This window comes from Streptomyces sp. NPDC044044 (assembly GCF_056434405.1).
In genome coordinates this window covers 156,102-178,700 of sequence record NZ_JBWKFG010000005.1, presented here as the reverse complement: position 1 = coordinate 178,700, position 22,599 = coordinate 156,102, and the positions used below count along the sequence as shown (strand labels likewise).

17 protein-coding genes and 1 pseudogene are annotated in these 22,599 nt (G+C 72.3%); 10 read left to right on the top strand and 8 right to left on the bottom strand.

Annotated elements, in window-relative coordinates; all coding sequences use genetic code 11:
* Positions 1 to 235: 235 nt before the first annotated feature.
* Positions 236 to 2,884 carry a helicase-associated domain-containing protein gene (locus tag AC07AG_RS20430; protein WP_478756469.1) on the top strand — a complete coding sequence of 883 codons (2,649 nt, stop codon included), beginning with the start codon at positions 236 to 238 and terminating at the stop codon, positions 2,882 to 2,884.
* A gap of 89 nt (positions 2,885 to 2,973) precedes the next feature.
* Entirely contained in the window at positions 2,974 to 4,617 is a 1,644-nt protein-coding gene (locus AC07AG_RS20425; protein ID WP_478756468.1) for a DNA repair helicase XPB, read from the top strand.
* Here the strand turns inward: AC07AG_RS20425 and AC07AG_RS20420 are convergent.
* Positions 4,538 to 5,665: pseudogene (locus AC07AG_RS20420) on the bottom strand (glycosyltransferase 87 family protein); the annotation flags it as partial. The gene AC07AG_RS20425 and the pseudogene AC07AG_RS20420 overlap by 80 nt on opposite strands.
* 394 nt (positions 5,666 to 6,059) lie before the next feature.
* Here AC07AG_RS20420 and AC07AG_RS20415 point away from each other — a divergent pair.
* Positions 6,060 to 8,108: a HelD family protein gene (locus AC07AG_RS20415; RefSeq protein ID WP_478756467.1), complete on the top strand. Its 2,049-nt coding sequence runs from the start codon at positions 6,060 to 6,062 to the stop codon at positions 8,106 to 8,108.
* A gap of 16 nt (positions 8,109 to 8,124) precedes the next feature.
* On the opposite strand, the gene AC07AG_RS20410 is transcribed toward AC07AG_RS20415, so the two are convergent.
* The 3 genes from AC07AG_RS20410 to AC07AG_RS20400 form a co-directional block, all read right to left on the bottom strand.
* Complete coding sequence (locus AC07AG_RS20410) at positions 8,125 to 8,691, bottom strand: DUF2165 domain-containing protein (RefSeq protein WP_478756466.1); 567 nt, start codon at positions 8,689 to 8,691, stop codon at positions 8,125 to 8,127.
* A 73-nt stretch (positions 8,692 to 8,764) separates the two neighbouring features.
* On the bottom strand, positions 8,765 to 9,454 hold the full coding sequence (locus AC07AG_RS20405) for a copper homeostasis protein CutC (RefSeq protein WP_478756465.1): 690 nt from the start codon (positions 9,452 to 9,454) through the stop codon (positions 8,765 to 8,767).
* A gap of 193 nt (positions 9,455 to 9,647) precedes the next feature.
* The gene (locus tag AC07AG_RS20400) at positions 9,648 to 11,930 is read right to left on the bottom strand and encodes a heavy metal translocating P-type ATPase (protein ID WP_478756464.1); all 2,283 of its coding nucleotides are present in this window, start codon (positions 11,928 to 11,930) and stop codon (positions 9,648 to 9,650) included.
* A 202-nt stretch (positions 11,931 to 12,132) separates the two neighbouring features.
* Here AC07AG_RS20400 and AC07AG_RS20395 point away from each other — a divergent pair, with 202 nt between their 5' ends.
* Complete coding sequence (locus AC07AG_RS20395) at positions 12,133 to 13,113, top strand: hypothetical protein (RefSeq protein WP_478756463.1); 981 nt, start codon at positions 12,133 to 12,135, stop codon at positions 13,111 to 13,113.
* A gap of 54 nt (positions 13,114 to 13,167) precedes the next feature.
* On the opposite strand, the gene AC07AG_RS20390 is transcribed toward AC07AG_RS20395, so the two are convergent.
* Positions 13,168 to 13,842, bottom strand: a complete 675-nt coding sequence (locus AC07AG_RS20390) for a maleylpyruvate isomerase family mycothiol-dependent enzyme (RefSeq protein WP_478756462.1) — start codon at positions 13,840 to 13,842, stop codon at positions 13,168 to 13,170.
* Between the two features lie 91 nt (positions 13,843 to 13,933).
* Here AC07AG_RS20390 and AC07AG_RS20385 point away from each other — a divergent pair, with 91 nt between their 5' ends.
* The 3 genes from AC07AG_RS20385 to AC07AG_RS20375 all read left to right on the top strand — a co-directional run bounded on the left by AC07AG_RS20385 (position 13,934) and on the right by AC07AG_RS20375 (position 17,718).
* Positions 13,934 to 14,584 (top strand): HD domain-containing protein, encoded by a 651-nt coding sequence (locus tag AC07AG_RS20385; RefSeq protein ID WP_478756461.1) that lies wholly within the window; start codon positions 13,934 to 13,936, stop codon positions 14,582 to 14,584.
* Between the two features lie 29 nt (positions 14,585 to 14,613).
* Positions 14,614 to 15,678: a GNAT family N-acetyltransferase gene (locus AC07AG_RS20380; RefSeq protein WP_478757042.1), complete on the top strand. Its 1,065-nt coding sequence runs from the start codon at positions 14,614 to 14,616 to the stop codon at positions 15,676 to 15,678.
* 759 nt (positions 15,679 to 16,437) lie between these two features.
* Positions 16,438 to 17,718, top strand: coding sequence for a Cmx/CmrA family chloramphenicol efflux MFS transporter (locus AC07AG_RS20375; protein WP_478756460.1), 1,281 nt, complete (start codon positions 16,438 to 16,440; stop codon positions 17,716 to 17,718).
* Here AC07AG_RS20375 and AC07AG_RS20370 read toward each other — a convergent pair.
* From AC07AG_RS20370 to AC07AG_RS20360, 3 genes are all read right to left on the bottom strand, one after another.
* Positions 17,701 to 18,003, bottom strand: coding sequence for an NIPSNAP family protein (locus AC07AG_RS20370; protein WP_478756459.1), 303 nt, complete (start codon positions 18,001 to 18,003; stop codon positions 17,701 to 17,703). The two genes, AC07AG_RS20375 and AC07AG_RS20370, sit on opposite strands and share 18 nt — an antisense overlap.
* Positions 18,004 to 18,072: 69 nt before the next feature.
* Positions 18,073 to 18,339 (bottom strand): DUF4031 domain-containing protein, encoded by a 267-nt coding sequence (locus AC07AG_RS20365; protein ID WP_478756458.1) that lies wholly within the window; start codon positions 18,337 to 18,339, stop codon positions 18,073 to 18,075.
* A 52-nt stretch (positions 18,340 to 18,391) separates the two neighbouring features.
* Positions 18,392 to 18,748 (bottom strand): hypothetical protein, encoded by a 357-nt coding sequence (locus AC07AG_RS20360; protein ID WP_478756457.1) that lies wholly within the window; start codon positions 18,746 to 18,748, stop codon positions 18,392 to 18,394.
* 191 nt (positions 18,749 to 18,939) lie between these two features.
* Between AC07AG_RS20360 and AC07AG_RS20355 the strand changes: the two genes are divergently transcribed.
* The 3 genes from AC07AG_RS20355 (at position 18,940) to AC07AG_RS20345 (ending at position 22,565) form a co-directional block, all read left to right on the top strand.
* The gene (locus AC07AG_RS20355; protein ID WP_478756456.1) at positions 18,940 to 19,863 is read left to right on the top strand and encodes a MurR/RpiR family transcriptional regulator; all 924 of its coding nucleotides are present in this window, start codon (positions 18,940 to 18,942) and stop codon (positions 19,861 to 19,863) included.
* Between the two features lie 83 nt (positions 19,864 to 19,946).
* Positions 19,947 to 20,990, top strand: a complete 1,044-nt coding sequence (murQ, locus tag AC07AG_RS20350) for an N-acetylmuramic acid 6-phosphate etherase (protein ID WP_478756455.1) — start codon at positions 19,947 to 19,949, stop codon at positions 20,988 to 20,990.
* A 57-nt stretch (positions 20,991 to 21,047) separates the two neighbouring features.
* Positions 21,048 to 22,565, top strand: coding sequence for a PTS transporter subunit EIIC (locus AC07AG_RS20345; RefSeq protein ID WP_478756454.1), 1,518 nt, complete (start codon positions 21,048 to 21,050; stop codon positions 22,563 to 22,565).
* The last annotated feature ends 34 nt before the right edge of the window (positions 22,566 to 22,599 follow it).

Here is a 22,599-nt window from a genome sequence, read left to right as displayed (position 1 = left end):
CCTACCGGCACGGCCCCGCACCCACCGACAGACCAGACCCGCAGCCCACACGCACCCGCAGACGGCCACGCACCCGAGGGGACGGGCCAGCATGTCCACCCGGAGCACGGTTCCCAGCACTCCCCCACCGACGGACCAGACCCGCAGCCCGCCAACCGGTGCCGCACCCCGCCCCACGCCCGGACCACCGCCAGGAACGCCCGGCACCGCACCCCAACCCGCTACCGTGACCCTGATGAGCACCGACGAGCAGCCCCAGCGCCCAGCGGACACACCCCGGTCCCTCGCCGAGGCACTCCGGTCCCGCGACGACGCGTCCCTCGGCGCGCTGCTCCGCGCCCGGCCCGATCTGCTCACGCCGGTCCCGAACGACCTCACCCAGCTCGCCACGCGCGCAGCGACCCGCGCCTCCGTCGTCCGCGCCCTGGAGCGGCTCGACCGGTTCGCCCAGCAGGTCGCCGAGGCGCTCGCCGTGGCCCCGGAACCGGCCACGTACGAAGAACTGCACGCACTCGTCGCCGGGGACGAGCACGGCGGCCAGCAGAGTGAGCAGCAGAGCGACCAGCAAGGCGGCCAGCACGGCGACCAGCACGGCGGCTCCAGCGTCGACGCCGCCCTAGGCCGCGCCCTCGCCACCCTCCGCGAGCAAGCCCTCACCTGGGGCGCCGAAGACCGCATCCGCCTGGTCCGCACCGCACGCGAACTCCTCGCCCCCGCCCCGCAGTACCCCTCCCCCACCGGCCTCGGCCCCACCGTCGCCGAAGCCACCGCGGGCATGTCGCCGAACCGTATGCAGGACATCGTGGCGGCGGCCGGGCTCCCCTCCACCCACGACGCGGTCTCGGCGGTCAAGTCGCTCACCGAGCTCTTCGCGGACCGCACGCGGATGTCCGCGCTGCTCGACGAAGCCCCCGCCGAGTCCGTCGAAGTGCTCTCGCGGCTCGTCTGGGGCCCGCCCTACGGCCAGGTCACCGCCGACCCGGCCCGCCACCTGCGCTGGCTCCTGGACCGGGGGCTCCTGCTCCCCACGTCCCCCGGCACCGTCGTACTCCCCCGCGAAGCCGCCCTGCACCTGCGCGCGGGCCGCGCGCACCGGCTCATCGAACCGGCACCCCCGGCCGTCGAGCCGCTGCGCGAACACCGTCCACAGGCTGTGGACGCCGCGGCGGCGAGCCAGGCGTACATGGCGCTCGACACGGTCGAGGAGCTCCTGAAGGACTGGGACGAGGGCGGCCCCACCGTGCTGCGCGCGGGCGGCCTCAGCGTGCGCGACCTGAAGCGGACGGCGGTGGCCCTCGACGTACCGGAGCCGGTGGCGGCGTTCTGGGTCGAACTGGCCTACGCGGCGGGCCTCGTGGCGCCGGACGGCGACGCGGACGAGCGGTACGCGGCGACACCCGCGTACGACGACTGGCAGGAACTGCCCGCCCCCGAGCGCTGGTCGGTCCTCGCCACGGCCTGGCTGACGGCGACCCGCACGGCGGGCCTCATCGGCGGCCGTGACGGCAAGGACCGCACACTGTCGGCGCTCGGCCCGCACCTGGACCGCTCATCGGCGCCGGAGATCAGGCACCGGGTGCTCACGCTCCTCACCACCCTGCCGGACGGCGCGAGCCCGACGCCCGAGTCGATCCTCGCGCGCCTGCGATGGGAGCGCCCGCCGCGCGGCTCGGCCGGGGGCGGCGCGTCCGCCGGCGGCGTGTCCACCCACGCTCCGGCCGGCAACGCACCCATGGAGCTGCGGGCCCGCATCGCCCAATGGACGCTGAACGAGGCGGAGTTGCTCGGGATCACGGGCCGCGGGGCACTGTCCGCGCACGGCCGTGCGCTGCTCGGCTCCGAGAGCGAGGAGGAGGGTGCCACGCGGCAGACAGCAGCCACCCACACCACTCAGCCCACCCACACCACCCCCGCAACCCACCCCGCACCCCCCTCCCCCGCCGAACTCGCCCTCTCCGGAGCGAGAGCCGCCCGCCTCCTCGCCCCCCTGCTCCCCGAGCCGCTCGACCACGTCCTGCTGCAGGCCGACCTCACGGCCGTGGCCCCCGGCCCCCTGGAGCGCCCGCTGGCCGAGACGCTCGCCGTGCTCGCCGACGTCGAGTCGAAGGGCGGCGCGACGGTCTACCGGTTCACGCCCGGCTCCGTGCGGCGCGCGCTCGACGCGGGCAAGGCCGCCTCCGACCTGCACGCCTTCCTGGCCGCGCACTCCCGTACGCCGGTTCCGCAGCCGCTCGCCTACCTCATCGACGACGTGGCCCGTAAACACGGCCACCTGCGGATCGGCGCCGCATCCGCGTACGTGCGCTGCGACGACGAGGCGCTCCTGAACGAGATCCTCGCCGACAAGCGCTCCCAGAACCTGCGCCTGCGCCGCCTCGCGCCGACCGTGCTCGCCGCGCAGGCCGACCCCGGCGCGCTCCTCGAAGGCCTGCGCTCGATGGGCTTCGCGCCCGCCGCGGAGAGTGCCGAGGGCGACGTACTGATCACCCGGGCGCACGCCCACCGCTCGCCGCCCCGCACCGCGCCCGAGCCGGTCCACGACGGCCCTCCGCTGGCCGACGCCACGCTGATCGGCGCGGCCGTACGCGCCATCCGCGCGGGCGACCTGGCCTCGACGGCGCCCCGCAAGGCGGCCCCGGAGACGGGCGACTCGCTGCCCCGCACGACGGCGTCGGAGACCCTCGCCACGATGCAGGCCGCGGTCCTGACGGGCGAGGCGGTATGGATCGGCTACGTCAACGCGGAGGGCTCCGCGAGCCAGCGCGTGATCGCCCCGATCCGGGTGGAGGGCGGCTTCGTCACGGCGTACGACCACACGGCGGACGAGGTCCGCACGTACCCCCTGCACCGGGTCACGGGGGTCGCGGAACTGGCGGACGACTGAGCGCAGCGCCCCGGCCGCCACCTGAGGCCGGAACGTATTCACGCGCCATGCGGCACACTGGACGTTTGGCTTACCGAAAGGGTGCGCGCGTGAATGGTCCCCTGATCGTCCAGTCGGACAAGACTCTCCTGCTCGAGGTCGACCACGAGCAGGCCGACGCCTGCCGCCGAGTCATCGCGCCCTTCGCGGAGCTGGAGCGTGCCCCCGAGCACATCCACACCTACCGCGTGACGCCGCTCGGCCTGTGGAACGCCCGTGCCGCCGGGCACGACGCCGAGCAGGTCGTGGACGCCCTTGTGGAGTTCTCCCGCTATCCCGTGCCGCACGCGCTGCTCGTGGACATCGCCGAGACGATGGCGCGCTACGGCAGGCTCACGCTCTCCAAGCACCCCACGCACGGCCTTGTCCTGACCACCACCGACCGGCCGGTCCTCGAAGAGATCCTGCGGTCCAAGAAGGTGCAGCCGCTCGTCGGCGAGCGGGTGGACGCGGACACCGTCGTCGTCCATCCCTCCGAGCGCGGACAGGTCAAGCAGACCCTCCTGAAGCTGGGGTGGCCCGCCGAGGACCTCGCCGGTTACGTCGACGGCGAGGCGCACCGGATCGAGCTCGCGGAGGACGGCTGGGCGCTGCGGCCGTATCAGAAGCAGGCGGTCGAGGGGTTCTGGCACGGCGGCAGCGGTGTGGTCGTGCTGCCCTGCGGCGCGGGCAAGACGCTGGTGGGCGCCGGGGCGATGGCCGAGGCCAAGGCGACCACGCTGATCCTGGTGACCAACACGGTCTCCGCACGGCAGTGGAAGCACGAGCTGATCAAGCGGACCTCGCTGACCGAGGAAGAGATCGGCGAGTACAGCGGGACCCGCAAGGAGATCCGGCCCGTCACCATCGCGACGTACCAGGTCCTGACGACGAAGCGGAAGGGTGTCTATCCGCACCTGGAGCTCTTCGACTCCCGGGACTGGGGTCTGGTCATCTACGACGAGGTGCACCTGCTGCCCGCCCCCGTCTTCAAGTTCACCGCCGACCTCCAGGCCAGGCGGCGGCTCGGCCTGACGGCCACGCTGGTCCGCGAGGACGGCCGCGAGTCGGACGTCTTCTCCCTCATCGGCCCCAAGCGGTTCGACGCTCCGTGGAAGGAGATCGAGGCGCAGGGATACATCGCGCCCGCCGACTGTGTCGAGGTGCGGGTCAATCTGACGGACTCGGAGCGCCTCGCGTACGCGACGGCCGAGGCCGAGGAGAAGTACCGCTTCTGCGCCACCACCGCCACGAAGCGGAAGGTGACGGAGGCGCTGGTCAAGAAGCACGCCGGTGAGCAGACCCTGGTCATCGGGCAGTACATCGACCAGCTGGACGAGCTGGGCGAGCACCTGGACGCGCCGGTCATCAAGGGCGAGACGACGAACGCGCAGCGCGAGAAGCTGTTCGGCGCGTTCCGGGAGGGCGAGATCTCCGTCCTCGTCGTCTCGAAGGTCGCGAACTTCTCGATCGACCTGCCCGAGGCTACGGTCGCGATCCAGGTGTCCGGGACGTTCGGCTCCCGGCAGGAGGAGGCACAGCGGCTCGGTCGGGTGCTGCGTCCGAAGGCCGACGGTCATGAGGCCCGCTTCTACTCCGTCGTGGCCCGGGACACCATCGACCAGGACTTCGCGGCGCATCGGCAGCGGTTCCTGGCGGAGCAGGGGTACGCGTACCGGATCGTGGACGCGGACGAGCTGCTTGCCGACAGCTGAGCACGGCGATGATCACGAGGGCCAGCAGGGTGTAGGGCGACGCCAAGGGCTGTTGCCAGTGAGGGAGTCGTAGGTCCAGGTCGCCCTGGTGCGGGATCAGCCACAGGGTGCGGGCCGTGAAGAGGGTCGCCACCGCCGCGGTCAGGCGGGGGCGGCCCTCCGCCATGAGCAGGGCCAGGAGCGGGACGCACCAGATCCAGTGGTGGGACCAGCTGATGGGCGAGACGAGCAGCGCGGTGGCGGCCGCCAGGAGAACGCCGCGGGCTTCGCCGGATGTCCGGGGCGACCGGTGTGCCCGAGACGGCCGGTGCGCCCCGGACGACTGGTGCGCCCGGGAGGCCAGCCACAGGCCGGTGGCGGCGGTGAGGGCGGCGGGGACGGCCCACAGGAGCCCCGGGTGCGGGTCGTGGGTCACGCGGGCGACGAGCCCCTGGAGCGACTGGTTGTCGACGATCCACGCCTTGCCCACACGGCCCGTCTCGAAGATCCGGTGGGTCCAGAAGTCGAGGCTGGCGGCGGGGAGTACGAGCGCGCCGAGCGCGAGGGTCCCGGTGAGGGCGGCGGTGGCGGTGAGCCCTTCGCGTACGCGCCTGGTGAGGAAGAGGTACGCGATGAAGACGGCCGGGGTCAGCTTGATCCCGGCGGCGACACCGATCGCGAAGCCCTTGCCGACGGCGCCGGGGGGCCTGGTGAGGTCCCAGAGGATCAGGCAGGCGAGGGCGAGGTTGATCTGCCCGAAGAGCAGGGTCTGGAAGACGGGCTCGAACCAGAGGGCGAGGGCGGTGCCTGCGAGGAGGGCGGGGAGGCGGGTGGGGAGACCGGCGAGGCGGCAGGAGAGGTGGACGAGGAGGGCGAGGAGGGCGACGTTGCCGATGAGGAAGGTGAGCTTGAGGGCGGGGAGGGGGAGCCAGGTGGTGGGTACGAAGAGGATGGCGGCGAAGGGCGGATAGGTGGCCGGAAGGTCCCACTCGGTGACGGTGAACCCGTAGAGATCGCTCCCCTCGACGACGGCGGCGCCTTCGGCCCGGTAGACGAGGGTGTCGGCCATGGGGAGGCCCTGGGCCACGCAGAGGGTGGCGAGGGCGGCGAGGGAAACTGCGAGGAGGGCGGCGGCCGACGCGGGGTTGCTCACGTACCGCGACAGCTTGCTCACAGTGGGTGCCTTCACGCGGCGACCCTAGTGGATCTCACCCGGGGCAATCGGGTGGGTGGGCGGGAAAGGCCTGTTCGTCAAGGATCGGATGCGGGTCAACGGGTGGGCGGGCGGGAGAGGCCCGTCCGCCAAGGACAGCACCGGAGACCCCCGCCCCCCCCGGGAGGAATTCGGTGGCCCCGCCACGCAGGGGGGCATAAAATGCCCGGTCTGCCCGCGTGCAACGCGCCCGCGCCGACCGGACGGCAACCGGCCGGCCCCCGATCCCGCACCCCGCCGGAGGCACCCCGTGCACGCCCAGCCCGACCCGCTCTCCCGAGAGCGGAACCACCTCTCCGCGTCCCGCTCGGCCCTCCGAGCCATGCGCGAGGACGCCGAGGCGCTCGACATCCGCGACGTCACCGCGAACTGGGTCAACGCCGCCGTCCTGCAGAGCCAGATCGACGACCGGATCAAGTCCCTCGCCGATCTGTCCCACACCCCCCTCTTCTTCGGTCGGCTCGACTACCTCCACACCCCCGGCGCCGATCAGGCCGAAGGCGCCGAGGGCGAGCAGTTCTACATCGGGCGGCGGCACGTCCACGACGCCGACGGCGATCCGATGGTCATCGACTGGCGCGCCCCCGTCTCGCAGCCCTTCTACCGCGCCTCCAAGAAGGCGCCGATGGACATCGGCCTGCGGCGGCGGTTCGGATACACCGGCGGTGACCTCACCGCGTACGAGGACGAACACCTCAGCGACGCCGACGAGAAGGAGCAGACGAGCAAGCTGCTCCAGCAGGAGATCGAGCGGCCCCGCGTCGGACCCATGCGCGACATCGTCGCCACCATCCAGCCCGAGCAGGACGAGATCGTGCGGAGCGGGCTCGGAGGGTCCGTCTGTGTCCAGGGCGGGCCCGGGACCGGGAAGACCGCCGTCGGGCTGCACCGTGTCGCCTATCTGCTCTACGCCCACCGCGAGCGCCTCGCCCGGACCGGGACCCTTGTCATCGGGCCCAACAAGTCCTTCCTGCACTACATCGAGCAAGTCCTCCCCGCTCTGGGCGAGTTGGAGGTCAAGCAGGCCACCGTCGACGACCTCGTCGCCCATGTGGAGGTGCGTGGCGTCGACGACGCACCCGCCGCCGTCATCAAGGGCGACGCCCGCATGGCCGCCGTCCTGCGCAAGGCCCTTCGCTCCCATGTGAGCATGCCGACCGAGCCCGTCGTCGTCGTGCGCGGATCCCGGCGCTGGCGCGTTCCCGCCTACGAACTCGAAGAGATCGTCGGGGAGTTGCTCGCCCGCGACATTCGGTACGGGGCCGCCCGCGACGCCCTGCCTCAGCGCATCGCCCACGCCGTGCTCGTCCGCATGGAGCAGGCCGGAGAGGCCCCGGACGACCGCGTGCAGGATGCCGTCGCCCGCAACGCCGCCGTGAAGGCCGCCGTCAAGGCCGTGTGGCCGCCCGTCGATCCCGCCAAGCTCGTGCTGCGGCTGCTCTCCGATGCCGATTTCCTCGCCGTGCACGCGGAGGGGATCCTCGACGCCGACGAGCAGAAGCTCATCGTCTGGGCCAAGCCCGCGCGGAGCCTGAAGGCCGTCAAGTGGTCCGCCGCGGATGCGGTGTTGATCGACGAGGCGAGCGATCTCGTCGCCCGGACGCACTCCCTCGGGCATGTCGTCCTGGACGAGGCGCAGGACCTCTCCCCGATGCAGTACCGCGCCGTCGGGCGCCGCTGCACCACCGGATCCGCCACCGTGCTCGGCGATCTCGCACAGGGCACCACCCCTTGGGCCACCCGCAGTTGGGAGCAGGCCCTCGGCCATCTGGGGAAGGGCGACGCCGTGGTGGAGGAGCTCACCGCGGGGTTCCGTGTGCCTCGGGAGGTGATCGCGTTCGCCTCCCGGCTGCTCCCCTCCATCGCCCCCGGCCTCGCCGAGGTCAAGTCCGTTCGTGAGTCGGCGGGTTCACTCGTGGTGCGGCCCGTGGAGGACCTCGACGCCGCCTCCCTCGAAGCCTGCGTCGATTCGCTGCGGCAGGAGGGGTCCATCGGGCTGATCGCCGCCGACGCGCGCGTACCCGCGCTCGCCGAAGCCCTCGACGCCGCCGGGATGACGTACCTCTCGCCCGGTGCGGAGACCACCCCCGACACCCGGCTCACCCTCGTGCCCGCCTCCCTCGCCAAGGGACTTGAGTACGACTATGTGGTGCTCGACGAACCCGCGGCCGTCGTCGACGGCGAGCCCGACGAGCGGACCGGGCTCAGGCGGCTCTACGTCGCCCTGACCCGTGCCGTCTCCGGACTCACCGTCGTGCACTCGGCCGCACTTCCCGAGCAGCTCGCCCTCGCCCGCTAGGCGAGCGGGGCGCGGGTCACTCGCTTGCCTTGGACCCGTCCGCCGGGGCGCCGGCGGACGGCAGGTGCGTGACGACGAGCACGAGGCCCGCGAGTGTCACGACCCGCGTGGCCGCGTCCAGGCCGTTCCAGTCCTCCGACTGCCACATGGCGAACCATTCGCCGCCGATCCCGATGAACCCCGCCCCGAACAGGACGAGGAGCATCAACAGGCCTATGGTGCCGACCCGTTGGGCTCTGCGCAGTCCCTGCGGGCGGCGCAGGGCACCGGCCCACAGGGCCGTCGCCGTGAGGAGGACCAGCGCGGCCAGGGTCTCCCAGACGATGATCCCGACGTACGCGGCGTCCTGGAGCGCGGTGGATCCCACCGCGCGCCACATCAGGTCGTCGTCCTTGAAGGTGGTGTCCATCGCGAGGACATGGCGGACGAACTGTTGGTTGCTGTCGAAATCGGTGATGTTCCCGAACGCGACGAGCGTGATGTAGAGCGCCACCGTCCCGGTGAGCAGCGTCGCGGCCACGGGCAGCGCCCCGGCCGCGAGCATCCGCTCCGCGGGACGCGCCTTTTCTGCTGGTGTCGTCATGAAGTTCTCTCCCCGTGAGCCCGGTTGTATCGCGTCCCGCGGAGAATACGATCAAGCGGCCCGCGGGACGAGATCAGGCGTCCACCGCTGTCCGCCACTGAGCGACGGCCTCGGCGGAGACCGGTGCCGTCCAGCCGTGCGGCCGCGATGCCCCGCCGATGTGGAACGCGTCGACTCCGGCGGCCTTGAGCCGCGGGAGGTGGTCGAGGCGGAGGCCGCCGCCGACCAGGATCTGCTGCTCGTAGCCCGGTTCGCCGGACCGTGCCGCCTCGGCGAGCAGCGTGGGCAGGCCGTCGTCCACGCCCGTCGCCGCGCCCGCGGTGAGGTAGGTGTCGAGTCCCGGCAGGTCCGCGAGCTGCTTGCGCAGGGCGTCGCGGTCGGGGGTCCGGTCGACGGCCCGGTGGAACGTCCAGCGGCAGCCGTCGAGCGCGCCCACCACCGACTCGACCGCGGCCAGGTCGGGGCCGCCCGTCTCGTCGAGGAAGCCGAGTACGAACTCGTCGGCGCCCGCGCTCCTGAGCTCGCGCGCACGGCGTACGAGATCGGCCACGTCGCCCGCGGCGAAGCCGTCCGCCAGGCGCAGCATCACGCGCAGGGAGATGTCCACGGCGGCGCGGATCTCGGCAAAGGTCTCGCGGGACGGGGTCAGGCCGTCCGCGGCCATGTCGGTGACCAGCTCGAGGCGGTCGGCGCCTCCGGCCTGGGCGGCGACGGCGTCCTCGGCGTCGAGGGCGATCACCTCCAGGACTGCACGCTTGCTCATGGATGTCTTCCTTCGGGTCCGGGGCCGCGGGGGCGGGCATCGCAGAAGTCTCCGAAGCCGCCGCACATAGGTCTAGTCCAATTACCCAGCCTACGCGCAGATCACCCCGGCGCGACCCAAGCGCACCGGGGTGATCGTAGAGACATGTACACGTCGGCCTTGCCGCAGGTTCGGGCAAGCGGCCCCTCGGCGTTCAGCTCAGCGGCTTGAACCCCCTCAGGCGCAGGCTGTTGCCGACCACGAAGACCGAGGAGAAGGCCATCGCGGCGCCCGCGATCATCGGGTTCAGGAGGCCCGCGGCGGCCAGCGGCAGCGCGCCCACGTTGTAGGCGAAGGCCCAGAACAGGTTCGACTTGATCGTGCCCAGGGTGCGGCGGGAGAGGCGGATGGCGTCCGCCGCCGCCCGCAGGTCTCCTCGTACGAGCGTCAGGTCGCCCGCCTCGATCGCGGCGTCCGTGCCCGTGCCCATCGCAAGACCCAGGTCGGCCTGGGCAAGCGCCGCCGCGTCGTTCACACCGTCGCCGACCATGGCCACGCTGCGGCCCTCCGACTGGAGGCGCTTGACGACGTCCACCTTGTCCTGCGGCATGACCTCCGCGATCACGTCCTGCGCGGCGATGCCGACCTCGGCCGCCACCGATGCCGCGACCGCCTTGTTGTCGCCGGTCAGGAGGATGGGCGTGAGGCCGAGGTCACGGAGGCGGCGGATCGCCTCCGGGCTCGTGTCCTTGACCGCGTCCGCCACCTCCAGGACCGCGCGGGCCTCGCCGTCCCAGGCGACCGCGATGGCCGTACGTCCCGCCGCCTCGGCCTTGGCCTTCGCGCGCTCCAGCTCCACGGGGAGGCCGATGGCCCACTCCGCGAGCAGCGCCTCGCGGCCGACCAGGACCGCGTGCCCCTCGACGATGCCCTGGACGCCCAGGCCCGCCACGTTCGCGAAGTCCTCGGGGACGGGGAGCGTGCCGACCTGCCCGGCCGCGCCGGTGGCCACCGCCTGGGCGATGGGGTGCTCCGAGGAGTGCTCCAACGCCCCTGCGAGGCGCAGGACTTCGGCCTCGGTGGTGCCGTCCGCGACGTGCGTGGCGAGCAGCGTCATCTTGCCCGTGGTGACGGTGCCGGTCTTGTCCAGGACGATCGTGTCGACCTTGCGGGTCGTCTCCAGGACCTCCGGGCCCTTGATCAGGATGCCGAGCTGGGCGCCGCGTCCGGTGCCGACCATGAGCGCGGTCGGCGTCGCGAGGCCCAGGGCGCAGGGGCAGGCGATGATCAGTACGGCGACCGCGGCGGTGAAGGCGGCCGTCAGGCCGGAGCCGTTGCCGAGCCAGAAGCCGAGGGTGGCGACGGCCAGGGCGATGACGACCGGCACGAAGACGGCCGAGATCTTGTCGGCGAGGCGCTGGGCCGCCGCCTTGCCGTTCTGCGCGTCCTCGACGAGCTTGGCCATCCTGGCCAGTTGGGTGTCCGCGCCGACACGGGTGGCTTCGACGACCAGGCGTCCGCCCACGTTCAGGGTGGCCCCGGTGACCGCGTCGCCCTTGGCGACCTCGACCGGCACGGACTCGCCGGTGAGCATGGAGGCGTCGACGGCGGACGCGCCCTCGACGACCTTGCCGTCGGTGGCGATCTTCTCGCCGGGCCGGACGAGGAAACGGTCGCCGACCTTCAAGTCGCCCACAGGGATGGTCTCTTCACGCCCTCCGTCCCGTAGGACCGTGACGTCCTTGGCGCCCAGCTGGAGCAGCGCCTTCAGGGCCGCACCCGCCTTGCGCTTGGAGCGTGCCTCGAAGTACCGCCCGGCCAGGATGAAGGCGGTGACGCCCGCCGCGGCCTCCAGGTAGATGTTCCCGGCGCCGTCCGTGCGGGAGATGGTCAGCTCGAAGGGGTGCGTCATGCCGGGCGTGCCGGCCGTGCCGAGGAACAGCGCCCACAGCGACCAGATGAACGCGGCCGACGTGCCGACCGAGATCAGCGTGTCCATCGTCGCCGCGCCGTGCCGCGCGTTCGTGAAAGCGGCCTTGTGGAAGGGCCAGGCCGCGTACGTCACGACCGGCGCGGCGAGGGTCAGCGAGAGCCACTGCCAGTACTCGAACTGCAGGGCCGGGATCATCGCCATCGCGACGACGGGCACGGAGAGCAGGACCGCCGTGATCAACCGCTCGCGCAGGGGCCGCAGTTCGTCGTCGGCCCGCCGCTCGTCGTCGCCCGGGTCCGACTCCTCGGCGCGGGCCGGGGCGGGCTCCTGCGCGGTGTAGCCGGTGGCCTCGACGGTGGCGATCAGGTCCTGTACGGCGATGTCCTGGCCGCGGTAGCTGACCTTGGCCTTCTCGGTGGCGTAGTTGACGGTCGCCTCGACGCCGTCCATGCGGTTGAGCTTCTTCTCGATACGGGCGGCGCACGAGGCGCAGGTCATGCCACCGATGGCGAGCTCTACTTCGGCGGTGGAGGCCACCTCTGGGGTGCCGGGTGTGGTGGACATGTCTGCGGGCTCCTCATGTCGTGGGCGGATGGATACCTGGGGCGGGTACCGGTGACGAGATCCATATATACCCCTGGGGGGTACCGAGCGCAAGAGGGGCCCCGGGCTTGACTTCATACCCTAGGGGGGTATCTTCGGAGGCGTAAGGAGAGACCGCTCGCACCGGTCGCCTCTCCCGCCCCTTCGCCTCATGGGAGTCGTCATGAACACCGGACTGAAGATCACCGCCTTCGCCGCAGCCGTCGCCGCGACCTTCGGCACCGCGTACGGCGTGGGCCAGGGCGTCGACCCCGTGACCGCGGAGAAGAAGCCCGCGAGCGAGCACGGCGGGCACACGGGCGAGAAGGAGAAGCCAGGAGGGACGGAGACCGGCACCGGGCACGCGGACGCCGTGCCCGGCGGCCTGCAGATCTCCGAGCGCGGCTACACGCTCGACCTGAAGACCTCGCGCGTCGACGCCGAGAAGCGCGAGGAGCTGCGGTTCGCGGTGGTCAAGGACGGCGCAGGCAAGGACGGCCGGGGCAAGAACGTCACGGCGTACGAGACGGAGCACGACAAGGAACTGCACCTCATCGTCGCCTCACGCGACCTGACGACCTACCGCCACCTGCACCCGACCCGCGCGGCGGACGGCACCTGGTCGACGCCGGTCGAGCTCCCGGAGGCGGGCGGCTACCGCGTCTTCGCCGACTTCAAGCCCGAGGGCGCGAAGGAGGGCCTGACACTGGGGGCCGATCTCGCGGTGGCGGGGAAGTACGAGCCGAAGGGCCTCCCCGAGCGCAGCGCGAAGGCCTCGGTCGACGGCTACGAGGTGAGCCTCGACGGCGAGCTGAAGCCGGGGAAGTCCGCCGACCTGACCCTGAACGTGGCGAAGAACGGCAAGCCGGTCACCGACCTCCAGCCCTACCTCGGTTCGTACGGCCACCTGGTCGCCCTGCGCTCCGGCGACCTGGCCTACCTCCACGTGCACCCCACCGGCGAACCGGGCGACGGCAGGACGAAGCCGGGGCCGGGCGTCTCCTTCGCGGCGACGGCTCCGAGCCCCGGGTCGTACCGCCTGTTCCTGGACTTCAAGCACGAGGGGAAGGTGCGGACGGCGGCGTTCACCGTGACGGCGGGCAGCGCGGGCGAACCCGCGTCGGAGCACGACGGCGCCTCCGAGTCCGGCGAGCACGGGCACTAGGCCTGGGCGGGGGCGGACCGGGCCCCCGCCGACCCCCGCCCAGGGTGCTCGGCTTCAGCTGAAGATCGTGGACAGCTCGCTCTCCCTCGCGCCCGCCAGTTCATAGCGTGTCCCCGTCAGCGGGCGCCCCGCGTAGAGGCGGATCAGGGTCGGGGCGTCGCCGATGTAGCGGGCCGGGGGGTTGGTGCCGCCGGGCGTACCCAGGAGCAGTGGCTCGTCGCGGCCGTCGATGTCCGCGTGCAGCGGCACCGCTTTCACCACCCTGCTGCGCTCCGCGAGCAGCACCAGCGCGTCCGGGAGCCCCGCACCTCCGTAGGCCCCCGGCCTCCCCCACGCCGCGCGGACATCGCCCGCGTGCACCCACTCGCCGAGCGCGATCCCGTCCATGCGCCCCTTCGCGCGGGCCATGATCGCGCCCGCCTCCGTCATCCCCCGCTCCAGCTCGTCCACCACACGGGAGTTGGACCAGTCGGCGCGCTCGGCGATGTCGCGGTCGTTGGACTCCGGCGAGTACACACCCTCCTCGAAGCGGTTCTCGACCACCCGCATCAGCGCGGAGCCGCAATGCGCGAGCACATGCCGCACCGTCCAGCCGGGACAACAGGTCCTGATGTCGAACGCGGAGTCGTCGGCTTCCCTCAACAGCGGTATCAGGGCGTCGCGTTCGGTGCGCAGGAGGCGCTCCGGGCGCTCGGGGTCGTACGTCTCGTCAGTCCTCGTGGTCGTCATGTCGGCAGCCAATCGCGCACTGCCGCACATGGCAACGGCGCAACATCCACGCCATACCCCCAAGGGGTATAGCGGCATCTAGAGTCACCCCATGGCCGACAACGACAACGACGACAAGGAACTCCGCGCCCGCTGGCAAGCGACCCTGCTCCGCGCGAGCGACGGCGCCCCCGACCCCGCGCCCTACGCGGACAACCTGCTCGCACGCTGGGCCGAGCCGCAGCGGCGGTACCACACCACCGCCCACCTGACGGCGGTCCTCGACCACATCGACGTACTGGAAGAGCACGCGGACGACCCCGATCTCGTGCGGCTCGCGGCCTGGTTCCACGACGCGGTGTACGCGCCGGACCGCTCCGAGAACGAGGAGCGCAGCGCCCGCCTCGCCGAACGCGCCCTCCACGAGGCCGGGTTGGCGCCCGGGGCCACGGCCGAGGTGGCCCGCCTCGTCCGTCTCACCGTCACTCACGACCCCGCCGACGGCGACCACAACGGCGAGGCGCTGTGCGACGCCGACCTGGCGATCCTGGCCGCGGCCCCGGACGCGTACGCGGCGTACGCCGCCGCCGTCCGCGAGGAGTACGCCTTCGTGCCGGACGAGGACTTCCGCGCGGGCCGGGCGGCGGTGCTCCGCCAACTCCTCGCCCTGCCGCGACTGTTCCGCACCCCGCACGGCACGGCCGAGTGGGAGGGCCCCGCGCGCGCGAACCTGGCGACGGAAATGGACCTGCTCGGCGCCTGACGCTCCCGTACGCTCGGCCCATGCTTTCCATGGGTGGGGACCAGCTGGACGAGGCCGTGGCACACGCGGCGAAGGTGCTGCGTACGGCGGTCGGGCTCGACTGGAGCGCCAAGGCGGGCGGCCTCGACTGGAGCTGCCTGGAGACGGCCGAGCACATGGCGTGCGATCTCGTCTCGTACGCGGGGCAGCTGACGGGCCGGGCGACGGACGGGTGGGTCCCCTTCGAGATCTCCTTCGACGAGGGCTCGGGCCCCAAGGACGCGGTCAGCGTCATCGAGTCGACGGGCGGCCTGCTCTCGGCGGTGGTGCGGACCACTCCGCCCGGGGTCAGGGGCTACCACCCCTACCCCTCAGGCAGCGCGGACGCGGTGGGCTTCGCGGCGATGGGCGTCGCGGAGATGCTGCTCCACACGTACGACATCGCGCAGGCGCTCGGCGTCGAGGCGGAGCCGCCTGCCGCGCTCTGCGAGGCGGTGCTCGCCTGGCTCTTCCCGGAGGTCACGCCCGCGCGTACGCCCGCGGACCAGTGGGCGACGCTGCTCTGGGCCACGGGCCGCGGCACTCTGGCGGGGCGCCCGAAGCGGGAGCGCTGGCGCTGGCACAACTCCCTGTCGATTCCCGCGGGGCGGATCGTCCTGCGGGAGGTGTCCCCCGCGGCGGCGGCCGATCTCGCCGCGGGCGGCACGGGTGGTCTGACGTGGATCGAGGGCGGGCCCTTCGACGGGACGCGGACGGCTGCGGAGATGGTGACGAAGGCGTACGCGTCCGGGGTCCACCGGCCCGAGTGGGGGATGTTCGCGCTGGTCCGCGCGGAGGACGAGGTCGCCGTCGGCGGGATGGGGTTCCATGGGCCGCCGGACGAGGAGGGTGTGGCGGAGGTCGGCTATGACCTGGTGCCTGCGGCGCGGGGCCGAGGTTATGCCTCGGCGGCTCTGGACTCCCTCTCCGGGCTGGCTCTGGCCCGGCCCGGGGTGACGGCGCTCCTGGCCGTGGTCGAGCCCGAGAACACGGCCTCGCAGCGGGTGGCCCTCCGGGCGGGGTACGTCCGTGCCTCTGACCGCGAGGACCTCCAGGCGTACCTGCGCCGAGCCTGAACCGCCGCTCCGCGCCGGCCCCTTCCCACCCGATCACCCCGCATCCACCCCTGGACGAACAAACCTTTCCCGCCCACCCACCCGTGATCCCGCATCCGACCCTGCACGAACAAACCTTTCCCGCCCACCCGCCCGTGAGCCCGCAGCCGACCCTGGACGGACCAGCCTTTCCCGCCCGTGATCCCGCATCCGACCCTGCACGAACCAGCCTTTCCCGCCCGTGAGCCCGCAGCCGACCCTGCACGAACCAGCTTTCCCGCCCACCCGGCCGTGAGCCCGCAGCCGACCCTGGACGGACCAGCCTTCCCGCCCACCCGGCCGTGAGCCCGCAGCCGACCCTGCACGGACCAGCGTTCCGCCCTCCCGGCCGTTGCCCGGTAGCCGGGAGCGCACGCGAGGGGACGTGGCGGTATGTCCGCCCGGAGCACGGCTCCCGACACTCCAGCAGCGAAGCAACCCCGCGGCCACCGGACGATAGCGAGGACGGACATACCGGCACGGCCCCGCACCCAAAGACGGAGCAGCACCGCAGCAGCCCCACGCACCCGCAGACGGCCACGCACCCAAGGGGACGGGCCAGCATGTCCACCCGGAGCACGGCTCCCAGCACTCCCCCACCCACGGACCAGACCCGCAGCCCGCCAACCGGTGCCGCACCACCGGCCCAGGAATGCCAGCCCCACCCCAAGCGTTCACCACGTTATGCCGACACCTGACCCAAAGGCCCCCGCCCCCAAGGCCCCCCGGCCAGCGACCCGCATGCCCATAGCCGTCTACATCCTCGGCCTGGCCGTCTTCGCCCTCGGTACGAGCGAGTTCATGCTCTCGGGGCTCCTGCCCCCCATCGCGGACGACATGGACGTCTCCATCCCCCGCGCCGGCCTCCTCATCTCCGCCTTCGCCATCGGCATGGTCGTCGGCGCCCCCCTCCTCGCCGTGGCGACCCTCCGCCTCCCCCGCCGTACGACCCTCATCACCCTCATCACCGTCTTCGGCCTGGGCCAGGTCGCCGGTGCCCTCGCGCCCACCTACGAGATCCTCTTCGCCTCCCGCGTCGTCAGCGCGTTCGCCTGCGCCGGGTTCTGGGCGGTCGGCGCGGCCGTCGCCATCGCGATGGTGCCGGTCAACCAGCGCGCCCGCGCCATGGCGGTGATGATCGGCGGACTGTCCATCGCGAACGTCCTCGGCGTACCCGCAGGCGCGTTCCTCGGCGACAACTTCGGCTGGCGGTCCGCCTTCTGGGCGGTCGGTGCCGCCTCCGCCATCGCCCTCGTCGGCGTACTCACCCTCATCCCCCGCATCCCTCTCCCCGCCGAAAAGCCCCGCCTGAAGCAAGAGCTCTCCATCTACCGCGACCGCCAGGTCTGGCTCTCCATCGCGATCACCGCGCTCGCCGCGGGCGGCGTCTTCTGCGCGTTCTCGTACCTCTCCCCGCTCCTGACGGACGTCGCAGGCCTCGACAAGGGCTGGGTCCCGACCGTCCTCGGCCTCTTCGGCGCGGGCGCGCTCCTCGGCACGGCGATCGGCGGCCGCATCGCGGACGCGCACCTCTTCGGCGTCCTCCTGAGCGGCATCGCGGCGTCGACGGTCTTCCTCGTGGCCCTCGCCCTCTTCTCCGGCACGGCGGCCGTGGCGATCTCCCTCTCGTTCCTCCTCGGCGTCTCCGCCTTCTACACCGCCCCGGCCCTCAACGCCCGCATGTTCAACGTCGCGGGCGCCGCGCCCACCCTCGCGGGCGCGACCACCACGGCCGCGTTCAACCTGGGCAACACCGGCGGCCCCTGGCTCGGCGGCACGGTGATCGACCTCGAGCTGGGGTACGCCTCCACGGCATGGGCGGGCGCGGCCATGACGGCGATCGCGATCGCGGCGGTCACCGTCTCCCTGCGGCTGCACCGCAGGACACCCAGCCGCGTGGTCACGACCTCTTCAGTCGAAACCGAGGCCCAAGCCCACGCCGAAACCGAAGCCCACGCCGTAACCGAAGCCCAAGCCGAAGCCACCCCCCAAGCTCAGGCCCCCTCACTCCAGGGGCCTTAGGAACCGCCGCTCGTAGCGCCGGATGCACCCCGTCCGGCGAGCGAGCTCGATGGCCTCCTGGCACTCGGCGTCGGTCGCGCTGTCGGTGCGGTACCGCTCGTACGCGGCGAAGCTCGGGAAGGAGAAGAGGGCGTACGCTATGTCGCTGTCGCCCTCGCTGGGCAGGAAGTAGCCGTGGTGGTCGCCGCCGAAGCGGTTGACCAGGACGACCCAGCGGCGGCCGTACTCCTCGAAGTCGTCGATGCGGTCGGGATCGATCTCGTACTTCAGGTGAATCGTGATCATGCGGGTCACCCTAGGGTCGCCCAGGGCTCAACTCACCCCAGGCTCAACTCACCCTAGGCTCAGCTCACCCTAGGCGGGCCTGCCCTTGGGCCTCCGCAACCCCGCATCCGTCAGCCTGCGCACCAGCTCCTTGGAGCCGATCTCGACCGCGCCCGCGCGCACCGCGTCGTCGTAGCGGTGCGAGGGCAGGTCGTAGTGGTCGCGCTCGAAGGCGCGCCTGGGAGCGCCGATGCCCGCCGCGAACGCGTGCAGTTCCTCGTACGAGGCGTCGCTGACCAGGTGCGACCACATCCGGCCGTGGCCAGGCCAGGTCGGCGGGTCGATGTAGACCGTCATGCCGGGCCACCCTGCGGCCGTCCCGCGGCCTTCCGCGCCCCGCGAGGACCCCTCACGTCAGGCCGCCCACCGGCGCAACCACCACGCCCGCCTTGCCGCACACCCAGTGCGGGTCGGGGCCCAACTCCGGTTCCACGTCCAGGGCGTGCGGGTCGCCCGTGCCGCAGACCGGGCACAGCGGCCAGCGGCCGTAGCGCTCCAGGAGCGCGTCCTGGACGTCCTGGGCGACGAGCCCCGCGACGTACTCGACGCCCTCGGGCCACTGCTCGGCCCACCAGCGGCGGTGCGCCACCGACTCCTCGACCAGCGAGACGACCTCGGCCTGGGCGACCTCGCGGGTCACCAGGTCGGCGAGGACAAGTGCACGAGCGGCGTGCAGCGCCTGCTCCAGGGGGTCGATCGCGTCCATGCAGCCATTGTCCACCCCACACGCAACTCACCCGAAGATCCATCCGAGATCGGACCAGAGCTCCATCCGAGATCGGACCAGAGCCCCACCCGAGATCGGACCGGAGCGCGTCCGAACCGGGCCAGAAGATCATCCGAGATCGGGACCAAAGGGCTCTTGACCCATCACGCGTCCGAAAATATCTTTCAAGCGTGACCAACAACGTGAAGGAAATTTTCGCGGGCGCGGCGCCCCCCGCCCCGGCCGCCCTCGCGGCCAAGGTGCGGACCCTCGCGCCGTCCATGACCCGCTCCATGCAGCTCGTCGCCGAAGCCGTCGCCGGCGATCCCGCGGGCTGCGCCGCCCTCACGGTCACCGGCCTCGCCGAGCTCACCGGCACCAGCGAGGCCACGGTGGTCCGCACCGCCCGCCTCCTCGGCTACCCCGGCTACCGCGACCTTCGGCTCGCCCTCGCCGGACTCGCCGCCCAGCAGCAGTCGGGCCGCGCGCCCGCCGTCACCGCCGACATCGCCGTCGACGACCCGATCGCGGACGTCGTGGCGAAGCTCGCGTACGACGAGCAGCAGACCCTCGCCGACACCGCGGGCGGCCTCGACACCGTCCAGCTCGGCGCCGCCGTCGCCGCGCTCGCCGTCGCGCCCCGCGCCGAGATCTACGGCGTCGCCGCCTCCGGCCTCGTCGCCCAGGACCTCGCGCAGAAGCTGCTGCGCATCGGCCACATCGCCCATGCGCACTCCGACCCGCACCTGGCCGTCACGAACGCCGTCACGCTGCGCTCCAAGGACGTGGCGATCGCGATCACGCACTCCGGGTCCACCGGTGACGTCATCGAGCCGCTGCGCGTCGCCTTCGAGCGCGGGGCGACGACCATCGCGATCACCGGGCGCCCCGGCAGCCCCGTATCGCAGTACGCGGATCACATACTGACCACCTCCACCGCCCGCGAGAGCGAGCTCAGGCCCGCCGCGATGTCGTCCCGCACGAGCCAGCTGCTCGTCGTGGACTGCCTGTTCGTGGGCGTCGCCCAGCGGACGTACGAGACGGCGGCCCCCGCCCTCGCCGCGTCGTACGAAGCGCTCGCGCACCGGCACAGCCCGCGCGGCGGCAGCCGCTGACCTCCCCGCCCCCAGGGCGCCCAGCGACCAGGGCTCCCCGCGACCGACCGCCACCCCCGCCGCACACGAAAGAGCCGCACCTCATGACCTCCACGACCGACGCCACCCCCTCCCCCGCCCCCGGAAGCGGATCCGGGTCAGGGTCCGGGGACACGTACGGCGAACTCCGCGCCCAGCTGGACACCCTCACCACCGAGGCGTTCCGGCCCGAGCTCTCCGAGATCGACCGGCAGCCCACGCTGGAGATCGCGAAGATCATGAACGGCGAGGACGCCACGGTGTCCGCGGCCGTCGCCGAGCAGCTCCCGGCGATCGCCGCCGCCATCGACGGCACCGCCGAGCGCATGGCCCGCGGCGGACGGCTCATCTACGCGGGCGCGGGCACGGCGGGACGCCTCGGAGTGCTCGACGCATCCGAGTGCCCGCCCACCTTCAACACCGACCCGGCCGAGGTCGTCGGCCTCATCGCGGGCGGCCCGAGCGCCATGGTCACGGCGGTCGAGGGCGCGGAGGACAGCAAGGAGTTCGCTGCCGAGGACCTGGACGGGCTCCGGCTCACGGCGGACGACGTGGTCGTCGGGATCTCCGCGTCCGGCCGCACCCCGTACGCGATCGGCGCGGTGGAGCACGCGCGCCGCAAGGGCGCGCTCACCATCGGGCTCTCCTGCAACGCGGACAGCGGGCTCGCGGCAGCCGCCGACCACGGCATCGAGGTCGTCGTCGGGCCCGAACTCCTCACCGGCTCCACCCGCCTGAAGGCGGGCACGGCCCAGAAGCTCGTCCTCAACATGCTGTCGACGATCACCATGATCCGCCTCGGCAAGACCTACGGAAACCTGATGGTGGACGTACGCGCCTCGAACGAGAAGCTGCGCGCCCGCTCGCGACGGATCGTCTCCCTCGCCACCGGTGCCTCCGACGAGGAGATCGAGACGGCCCTCGCAGCCACCGACGGGGAGGTGAAGAACGCCATCCTCACCATCCTCGGCGGAGTCGACGGCCCCACGGCCGCCGACCTGCTCGCCTCCTCGGACGGCCACCTCAGGGCCGCCCTCGACACCTCGCGCACGACCAGCACGACCCGTACGACCAGCACGACCAGCACGACCAGCACCCGTACCACCTGACCCCGAGCCGCTGGAAGAACAGCGCCACCCCGCACGCACAGCAAGGCACCCCGCACCATGGCAACTGACAAGAACCGCGCCACAGCCGCCGCGATCCTTCCCCTCGTCGGCGGAGCCCAGAACGTCACCTCCATCGCCCACTGCATGACGCGCCTGCGTCTGAGCCTCGCCGACCGCTCCCTGGTCGACGACGACGCCCTGAAGGCGCTGCCCGCCGTGATGGGCGTGGTCGAGGACGACACGTACCAGATCGTGCTCGGCCCCGGCACGGTCGCCCGTGTCACCCCGGAGTTCGAGGCACTGGTGGAGGAAGGCAGGTCGCAGGCGCCGGCAGCGGCCCCCGAACACGTCCTGACCGCCGACGAGTTGGCGGCGCAGGGTGCCGAGATCAGGGCGGCGAGGAAGGCGAAGAACTCCACCCCCTTCAAGCTCTTCCTTCGCCGCATCGCGAACATCTTCGTGCCGCTGATCCCGGCCCTGATCGGCTGCGGCATCATCGCGGGCATCAACGGCCTGTTGATCAACCTGGAGTGGCTGCCGGGCATCACCCCGGCGCTCGCGGCCATCGCCTCCGGGTTCATGGCGCTGATCGCGGTGTTCGTGGGCTTCAACACGGCGAAGGAGTTCGGCGGTACGCCGATCCTGGGCGGCGCGGTCGCGGCGATCATCGTGTTCCCGGGTGTCGCGAACATCGAGGCGTTCGGCCAGAAGCTGTCGCCCGGCCAGGGCGGCGTGCTCGGCGCACTCGGCGCGGCGGTCCTGGCGACCTACATCGAGAAGTGGTGCAGGAGGTGGGTCCCGGAGGCGCTCGACGTCCTGGTGACCCCCACCATCACGGTCCTGCTCTCGGGCCTGGTCACGATCTTCGGCCTGATGTTCCTGGCGGGCGAGGTCTCGACGGGCATCGGCACGGCGGCGAACTGGCTCCTGGACAACACGGGCGCGTTCGCGGGCCTGGTCCTCGGCGGTCTCTTCCTGCCCCTCGTCATGCTGGGCCTGCACCAGGCGCTGATCCCCATCCACACCACCCTCATCGAGCAGCAGGGCTTCACCGTCCTGCTCCCCATCCTGGCGATGGCGGGCGCGGGCCAGGTCGGCTGCGCGATCGCGGTCTACAAGCGCCTCAAGCACAACAAGTCGATCCGTACGACGATCAAGTCGGCGCTCCCCGCAGGCTTCCTGGGCGTGGGCGAACCCCTGATCTACGGCGTCTCGCTCCCCCTCGGCCGCCCCTTCATCACGGCGTGCGTGGGCGGCGCGGCGGGCGGCGCGTTCATCGGCTTCTTCTCGATGATCGGCGAAAAGGTCGGCTCCACGGCCATCGGCCCGTCGGGCTGGGCCCTGTTCCCCCTCCTCGACGGCAACAAGGGCCTTGGCCTGACGATCGCGATCTACGGCGGCGGCCTGCTGGTCGGCTACGTGGTGGGCTTCTTCGCCACGTATTTCTTCGGCTTCAGCAAGCAGATGCTGACCGAGCTGAACGTCGACTCGACCGCCCACGAGCAGGTCGTCGCGGGTTCCCCCGCCGCGACCGCGGACCCGGCCGACCCGGCCAAGTCGCCCGCGGCGGTCTGAGACCCCGGCACCGACAGGCGGCACCCCGCACGAC